The organism is Streptococcus mitis, assembly GCF_009496285.1.
Taxonomy (GTDB): domain Bacteria; phylum Bacillota; class Bacilli; order Lactobacillales; family Streptococcaceae; genus Streptococcus; species Streptococcus mitis_BP.
Window position 1 is genome coordinate 24,885 of record NZ_WIJK01000025.1, and the last position, 7,696, is coordinate 32,580.

General features: G+C 33.3%; 9 protein-coding genes. 8 read left to right on the plus strand and 1 reads right to left on the minus strand.

Translation table 11 applies throughout. The features are described from left to right. The first annotated feature begins 35 nt into the window (after positions 1-35). From rpmF to GEZ89_RS08180, 5 genes are all read left to right on the plus strand, one after another. Positions 36-218, plus strand: a complete 183-nt coding sequence (gene rpmF / locus GEZ89_RS08160) for a 50S ribosomal protein L32 (RefSeq protein ID WP_000290417.1) — start codon at positions 36-38, stop codon at positions 216-218. A gap of 15 nt (positions 219-233) precedes the next feature. Further along, on the plus strand, positions 234-383 hold the full coding sequence (gene rpmG / locus GEZ89_RS08165) for a 50S ribosomal protein L33 (RefSeq protein WP_001265622.1): 150 nt from the start codon (positions 234-236) through the stop codon (positions 381-383). 281 nt (positions 384-664) lie between these two features. Further along, the gene (locus GEZ89_RS08170) at positions 665-1,450 is read left to right on the plus strand and encodes a hypothetical protein (RefSeq protein ID WP_153225654.1); all 786 of its coding nucleotides are present in this window, start codon (positions 665-667) and stop codon (positions 1,448-1,450) included. A gap of 173 nt (positions 1,451-1,623) precedes the next feature. After that, positions 1,624-2,118: a hypothetical protein gene (locus GEZ89_RS08175; RefSeq protein WP_228113885.1), complete on the plus strand. Its 495-nt coding sequence runs from the start codon at positions 1,624-1,626 to the stop codon at positions 2,116-2,118. 24 nt (positions 2,119-2,142) lie between these two features. Further along, positions 2,143-3,462, plus strand: a complete 1,320-nt coding sequence (locus tag GEZ89_RS08180; protein WP_153225656.1) for a hypothetical protein — start codon at positions 2,143-2,145, stop codon at positions 3,460-3,462. Between the two features lie 135 nt (positions 3,463-3,597). Here the strand turns inward: GEZ89_RS08180 and GEZ89_RS08185 are convergent, their stop codons facing one another. After that, a complete protein-coding gene (locus GEZ89_RS08185) occupies positions 3,598-3,936 on the minus strand; it encodes a helix-turn-helix domain-containing protein (RefSeq protein WP_025169343.1) in 339 nt (112 codons plus the stop codon). A 132-nt stretch (positions 3,937-4,068) separates the two neighbouring features. Here GEZ89_RS08185 and GEZ89_RS08190 point away from each other — a divergent pair, with 132 nt between their 5' ends. From GEZ89_RS08190 to GEZ89_RS08200, 3 genes are all read left to right on the plus strand, one after another. Then, positions 4,069-6,681 (plus strand): SEC10/PgrA surface exclusion domain-containing protein, encoded by a 2,613-nt coding sequence (locus GEZ89_RS08190; RefSeq protein ID WP_153225657.1) that lies wholly within the window; start codon positions 4,069-4,071, stop codon positions 6,679-6,681. Between the two features lie 369 nt (positions 6,682-7,050). Further along, positions 7,051-7,431: a DUF6680 family protein gene (locus GEZ89_RS08195; RefSeq protein WP_153225658.1), complete on the plus strand. Its 381-nt coding sequence runs from the start codon at positions 7,051-7,053 to the stop codon at positions 7,429-7,431. Positions 7,432-7,484: 53 nt separating this feature from the next. After that, on the plus strand, positions 7,485-7,696 hold a 212-nt coding region (locus GEZ89_RS08200), incomplete at its 3' end, for an AbiH family protein (RefSeq protein WP_228113886.1).

Sequence of the window (7,696 nt, forward strand, 5' to 3'; positions counted from 1 at the left end):
CTAACTGAATTTATATCTTAAAAGGAGAAATCAAAATGGCAGTACCTGCACGTCGCACTTCAAAAGCGAAGAAAAACAAACGTCGTACACACTACAAAGTGACAGCTCCATCTGTAAACTTTGACGAAACTACTGGAGATTACTCACGTTCTCACCGCGTATCACTTAAAGGATACTACAAAGGACGTAAGATCGCTAAAGCTGCATCAGCTGAATAATAGAAGGGAGATACCATGCGCGTAAATATTACACTTGAACACAAAGAATCTGGTGAACGCTTGTACCTTACTTCTAAAAACAAACGTAACACTCCAGACCGTCTTCAATTGAAGAAATACTCACCAAAACTTCGCAAACACGTTGTGTTTACAGAAGTTAAATAGTGGGTCATTACGTTTCAGCAGAAACGAAAAAGCCTTGATTTAACGCGATTCTTGAAATTTTAAATTTCAATGTATTGCAATAAAAATCAACCGAATGACTACATTTTTGACTACATTTTTTGTGAAATAAATTAGATGTTCGGATATATAGAAAACGCTCTAGTCATATTGTCTAGAGCGTTTTTGTGTTGTTTAAGAAAATTAGATGTTGGTTTTAGATAACTACACATTTCAGATTTTTTAAAGCAAGATTTAATTGTTGATAAGTAGAAAGGATTATTATGTTTACAAAAAATAAATTTCAATACTGTATTTACGATCATGAGAGACTAGAACTTCATGAGCTACAAAAGGAATATCAAAAGGATAAAGCTGGGACAAAACTTAAGTATGAAAACCAATTATTTTGTCCTGGATGTTACAAAGTGGATTTAGTGATAAACGAGAAAAAAGGGAAAATCTATTTGTCGAGCCATCCTAAATTACCTCATGGTGACGGATGCGAATATGCTTTGGAATCAGCTTCGAAAATGGAACTGAAAGAATACTATGAAAAAATTGATGCAGACTTAGCTGTGCAACTCTTAAATCGTATTCTGGAAGAGAAGGCCACTAGAGTAATCCAACCAGTTAACGCCAACTCTCCGCAAGATAAGAACGAAATTTTTGATGTAAAATTTGTTTTAGAGAATAAGGTAGGCGTCAGAAAATATTTACCTCGCAGATCCCTTCTCCTAAATGAATTAGAAGTATCTGACCATCTGACTATGTACTATGGAGAGTGTAAGGTATTTTTAGGAAAGACTGATAAAAAGTACTACCTACGAATGTTTCGAAACAATGATCATGCAAAGTACATCTGCAATTTAGTCATTCCTGAAAGAGTGTATAGATATTTGGAAGATGAATTAAGATTTATCCCACAATCAGAAGATTTAAGTTTTAAACATTCAAGAGCCAATGCAGTTCCTGTAAAGTTAGCCTTTGTCTCTACCATGAAGAAAAAACAAGAATATTATAATGGATACTTGAATTTTTCAAAATTACTTAAGGTGAAGCGTATTTAAATTATTTGTCGTATTAATATTTAGAGTTTATGAGATCCCAAAATTCTATGTTACTTTCCAGTTTTTTGCTTTTTTAAAAAATATCCGTTACAATGTAAATATAATCCGATAAGAAAGAGAGAAAAAACATGGTATATGTTCACAGATTTTTAGGACAATGGCTTGATAAAAACATGACAACTGATAAAGCTGATACTTTGCGAAAGGGGTTGGCTTTAGGAAGTGGAATTGACGAGTATCTAAAACAGATAGAAGTCCGAAGAAGATTTACGTTGGCAGTTGAACAAGAGAAGTATTTCTACACGGTTCCTAAAGAGGTATCTATCGGAGATACCAGAGCAGATAGATATTATCGTCTGGAAATGAAAGACTACGAAAGTGTAGCATCTAATACCGTCTTTTACGGGAACGGAACATCTATTTTAGTCAAAGCCTTGTTTGAGGGTAAAGGAGAGATAGTGCGTATCTATGAATACGAAACACTCGATCTACTTATAGAGGATTTAAGAGAAGAAGTAGCTATCACATTTAGTTGCGTCTATAAACCGTGCTACGTTCTTGCGAGTGACTTTGAAGAGTTCAAACCTAAACTTGAACTAGGGAAACTCTATTGTCACTATGTTCAAGCACCTAACTATCGTAAACTAATTGCTGAAGTAGAAATTTAAAGAGAATAACGTGAGAAAAGATTTATGTCAAAAGATAAACCTAAGGAAGAACTGAGTAAAGAATTAAAAGAACCATTAGAAATATGTTTTAAAACTATAGTAGGAAAAAATAGCTTAAATGAATTGTATTTTGATGATGGCGAACAATTTTTAAATAAATTTAGTCTCTGGCATCAAGCAAAAGGACAGGAGTTAATTAATACATTTGTAAATAAAGTCAAAAAATCTAATACTACTGCTGATTTTTCTTGGTTGGATATTTTAAATGAAGATATGAAGTGGAATCAATTTATAAGAAAAAATCCTAAGTGGAAACTCGTAGATAAAACCAAGTATTTAAATATGCGTTATCAAATTCCTACTCATTTTCATGGAGATATTGATAATGCTATAATTTTTCACTGTCTGGAAAATCCTAGAGGTTATTTAGGTGATTATAAAGATAGTGATATTGATAAAGGCTTTGGCAATACAAATCTAAGGGAATATTATAAAAAAAGTAAAATACTCCTCGAAAACAAGTATAAAAATGAAGATAAATCTAACTTAACTGGATATATTAAAAATACCATAAGAGAAAAAAGCCCTACACATCATATAAATCTTGCATCAGTTATCCAGGAAAGATATCAATTAAATGATATAGAGAATGTCAGTTCCATTATTCATAGTAAGAAGAGCAGCTTAATGAGTGAAATGGAGCAGCTTTATAGTGCTGGATCAGTTTTTAAAGATCAAAGTGGAAAAAGAAAAAAAACATTATTGAAAGATTATTATTATTTTAAAGAATATTACTCTCAATTGATTCAAACAGATACAAAATTAGATTTTGAAAAATTACAGAATAAAGAGACTGATGTAAAAATTATCGCTAGCAAACTATGTAATTTAGAAATTTATCCTTTCGCATGTGCACAACCAGCTTTAGGTAAAAATGGTATCGGCAAAAATATTATGGAAAATTCGGAGTTATCTCGTTTAAGTGCATATATTGTATTAAGAAGAATCTACAAATATTTAAATAGTGAATATGAGAAAGAAAAACCTATTTTTGTTTTTCGCAAATATGATAGAGCTTGGAACAGACTATTTAAACAAATTTTTTTGGAAGTTAAAGAAAAAAATACAACATTTAAAGTTGATGAGGTGATGGAAAAGCTAGAGGAGAATTTCTTTTATTGTCAGCTAGCAAATACAGGTGGAGGAATAACAGATGGAAATGTGATTTCAGTTCCAAATTATAAGTTGTTTTTAAATATGAAAAAAGAAGCTTTTACAGAAATATCTAAATTATTACCGCGTATTGATATTAAAAATGTTAGTTCACAGAAAGCAGGCGATTGATGATTAAAATTGGATATTAGAATGAAAGTAAAATTTTTAATTCATAATAGACTCGTAAATGATATAATTTATGATTTATTAAGTTATATAAAGGAGTACAACCATAAAACCCAACCAAATTTATTTTGGCTGGGTTTATTTGATATTCTTTACAATCTCATTAAATGAAGATATAATTTTTCCTTGCTTATCTTTGGGTAATTTTGTTAAGTTTTCAAAAAGTACTTCTGAAGAATCTTCTCGATCTGATTCAAATGATTGTAGGTTGAAGAACTCCTCGACCGTTAGATTTAGGGCTTTGATTACGGATTCAAGAGTTTTTATCTTAAAATCATACTTCATGTTCTCTATATTTTGAATCGCTTTAACACCCAGGCCAGCGATTTCAGATAATTTTTCTTGACTTAATCCCTGTGCTTTTCTACACTCACGTATGCGAAATGCGATATGCTTTTGTAATTTATTATATTCCATGTTATCTACCATTTTACTATCTGTTTTCTCTAAAAATAAGTATAATAAACTATCCAAAAACGATAAAAGTATGGTAAAATAGTACTATAGTTTAATAAAATGCATAGGGCATTGTACAAAAGGAGTTTATAAATGTCAAAAGCTACGGAAAATAGTCATAGTACTGCTAAAAAATTGTATACGGGTACGGTTATTTCTGCCATCGCAGCAACTGCAAGTCTTGTCGGCACAATCGGAACTGCTCACGCAGATACAGTAGAGATTCCATTGCCTACAACTGCTCAAACCGAACCAGCCTTGGTAGAGAAAGAAGCGCCTAAGAAAACTGAAGTGAAAGTTCCTACTAAGGAAGTCACTAAAGGACAAGTTGACGAGGCTAAGGATAAACTTGACAAATCTACACAAGCAGTAGAAGATGCACAAGCTAAGAAAAGCCAAGCGCAGACTGAAAAAGACCAAGCGCAGACTGAAGTAGATAATGCTCAATCTGAAGTAGGTAATGCTCAACAGGCCCAGGATAAAGCGACTCCAGAAAACATTGAAAAGCAAAAGCAAGAAGTTGCTAATGCTGAAACTGGTAAGGCTGACGCTGAAAAGAAAGAAGAAAGTGCTAAGAACGACCTTGACAATGCTAATCAAGTGGTTAAAAACCAAGAAAAAGTGGTTAAGAAGTCTGAGGACAAGGTAGCAAGTGCTGAAACTGATGTCAAAGACGCTCAGACTAACGTAGATAACGCACAAGCTATCCTTGACGGTACAGGTCAAGCGAAAGTTGTCGAAGAAAAGGAAAACGCTGAGGCTTTCCAAAAACAAGCACAGGAACAGTTGACGAATGCAGAGGGGGTCTTGGAACAAGCTAAGTCAGACGACAAGAATCTTGAAGATGCAATTTCAAGCGTCCAAAACGAGTTAACAGAAGCTAGTAAGGTAGTAGCAAGCACAGAGTCTACACTGACTGATGCTACTAATAAAGCTGACCAGACACAAACTGCTCTTGAAAAAGCACAGGATACCTTTACTGTGGCTGAAGCTAGCTATAAGTCTATTAACACTTTCCAAGTCACTGATGAATATGTTAACGCCTTGAAATCCTATGTAAATAATCCTTATGACATTTTGGATGAACGTGATAAGTGGAAAGAACATAGAGAGAAAGTAGAGTCTATCTTAAAATCGGTCAACCAAGAAAATTTGAATTTGAATAAATTCAAAGGAAATGACAATGATAAAGCTATCAGTGTTGATGCTAATAACTTGACAACCGAACAAATGACAGAGCTTTCTCTATTTGCGAGTGATCTACTTAACCAAATCCGTGAGCGCTTTGGAACACCTAAGACTGTTGTAACTAAAGGCATGGTTCAAGTTGCTGACGAAGTGACTGACGGTTACGTAGCTGATAATTGGGAGTTCGGAAAAGGTCACGATAGCAAAGCAATCAATAACGTTGCTCGTAAGTATGGATTACCTACTTATGAGGATGATACTCAACAATACCTTGAAAACTTAAACAGTGTTAATAGTGGTGATGAAATTCATACCATGTATGATGCTAAAAAATGGGTTTATCAAAGTATTTCTGAATTGCTATTTAATGGTTGGGAGTGGATGCACGCTCAAAACCTAACAGGTGTATCTTCTGTTCGAGGTGCTACTAAAGAATATTTTGCTTTAGATATTTCTAAGCGTCTAGGACGTACAAGCGCCCACTTCATATCAGTTTTTGATAATCAAGTTACTGGAAACATGTTGGATAAGACTGAAGTACCTAACAATAATACATCAGAAAGTATTGTAAAAGCCTATAATGCTGCAAATTCTGCTTTATTAAATGCTCAGACTGCAAACTCTCAGGCACAACGTGAAAAAACAAATGCTTCACTTGCGAATATCAAGGCTAAAGGGGAGCAGGAAGCAATTCAAAAACGATTGGATGCTCTTAAAGCTACACCTTTGAAAACGCCGTCTGCTCAAAGCAAACTTGAACAAGCGCAAGATATCCTTGCTAATGCTAATACGCGCCTAAAAAATGCTAATAAGGCATTAGAGGCTCTAACTGCTGATGTGAAGCTGAAACAAGAGAACCTTGATAAAGCTAAAGAAGTCCTTGCTCAAAAAGAACGTAACCTTACTAATGCTAAGAACAACCTAGCAACTGAACAAGATAAATTGGTTAAACTCAAAGCACTAGTACAGATTGCTGAAAATAATCTTGACCTTGCTAAAGAAAAAGTAGCACAAGCTAATAAGACGCTTGAACAAGCCAAGGCTGATCTTGAAAACTTGCTCAATGCAGAGCCTAATTTAGTTAAAGCTAAGGAAGTCCTTGCTCAAAAAGAAACTACTCTTAAAGGGAAAGTGACTGCCTTGAAAGAGGCACAAGCGTACCTTGACCAATTATTGAAAGAACAGAAAATCGACCAAGAGGCATATGACAAACTCTTCGCCTTGTATAGCGCACAAGTAGAAGCTAAACGTTTAGCTGACCTTGAAGCACAAAAACAAGCCATCGTCCGTTCTGGTGAAACACCTGTCGAAGTCTATGACGAAACTGGTAAACTTGTATCTTATCAAGTTAAACCTAAGACTATTTCTCAATCACCTGCATCCTATAATGGTGCATTGAATAAGCAACAGGAAAAATCATTGCCAAATACAGGTGAAAACTCAAGTGTTCTTGGATTGATTGGAGTTTCAATTATTAGTGCACTAGGTTTATCAGTAAATAAGCGGAAAAATAAATAAAAATAGTAAAGTAGTTCTAATCGTAAAATCGGTAAAACTCAGATATGTCATTTTAGCATTTCGTAAAAAAAGTGGACGCCTGTCCACTTTTTTTGTGAAACAAAATCAATCACAAAAGTTGATTTTGTTTTACAAAAAGAGTCTGGGACAAAAGTCTAACCTTAAATATAAAAAGCGAATAAAACGAGTTATCTGACACTCAGAATTCTGTCTTGTTCGCTTTGTTGTCTAGTCTATCGATTTTAAAAATTCATAAGAAAGAATTCCTAAAATCAAAATCTTTTTGTCTCAGCCTATTTAATAATTTACTAAAGGAAAATATTATCAATTAATGATATAATGATAGCATGAATTGAAAGGAAAATTAGAATGGATATTATTAACACAATTATTACTTCGGTTATCACATCAGGTATCATTGGTGTCTTTATATCAGAGTATTACCAAAGAAAAACTTTGGTCAAGAAAATGAAGAGGGATTTCGTTATTGAACTCTTTGGCAACAGGTTCATGTTAAAAGAAAATTACTATGGTGAAGCAACTGAATTGAATAGAACGTTGGGAAAAATTCCAATCATATTTTCGGATAATAATCAAGTTATTGAGAATTACGACTGCTTCCTTTCTGTTACAAATGATCAGAATTTTTTAAGACTAATTAAGGCTATGTGTAAAGATAAAAATGTTCAGATTGATATTTCAAATTGGGATGATACAATGATTACGAGAACACTTTCGGTAGAAAGATAGCAATAAGATTTTGAAAAAAGTATTTTATTAAATAAAGAATAGGAAAATATCAAATGAGCATGAACTCTGTGAAACTTTCTCCAACTAAACAGTTATTAATCATCGGAAATGGATTTGACAAACATTTAGGATTGAAATCCTTGTATATCGAATATTACTTTTCTTTAACAGAGAATGAACAGAAGAACAATATTTTTACATATTTAGCTTCAAATAAAAATTATAATTGGGCAGATGTAGAATCGTTATTACTGAAATGTCTAAT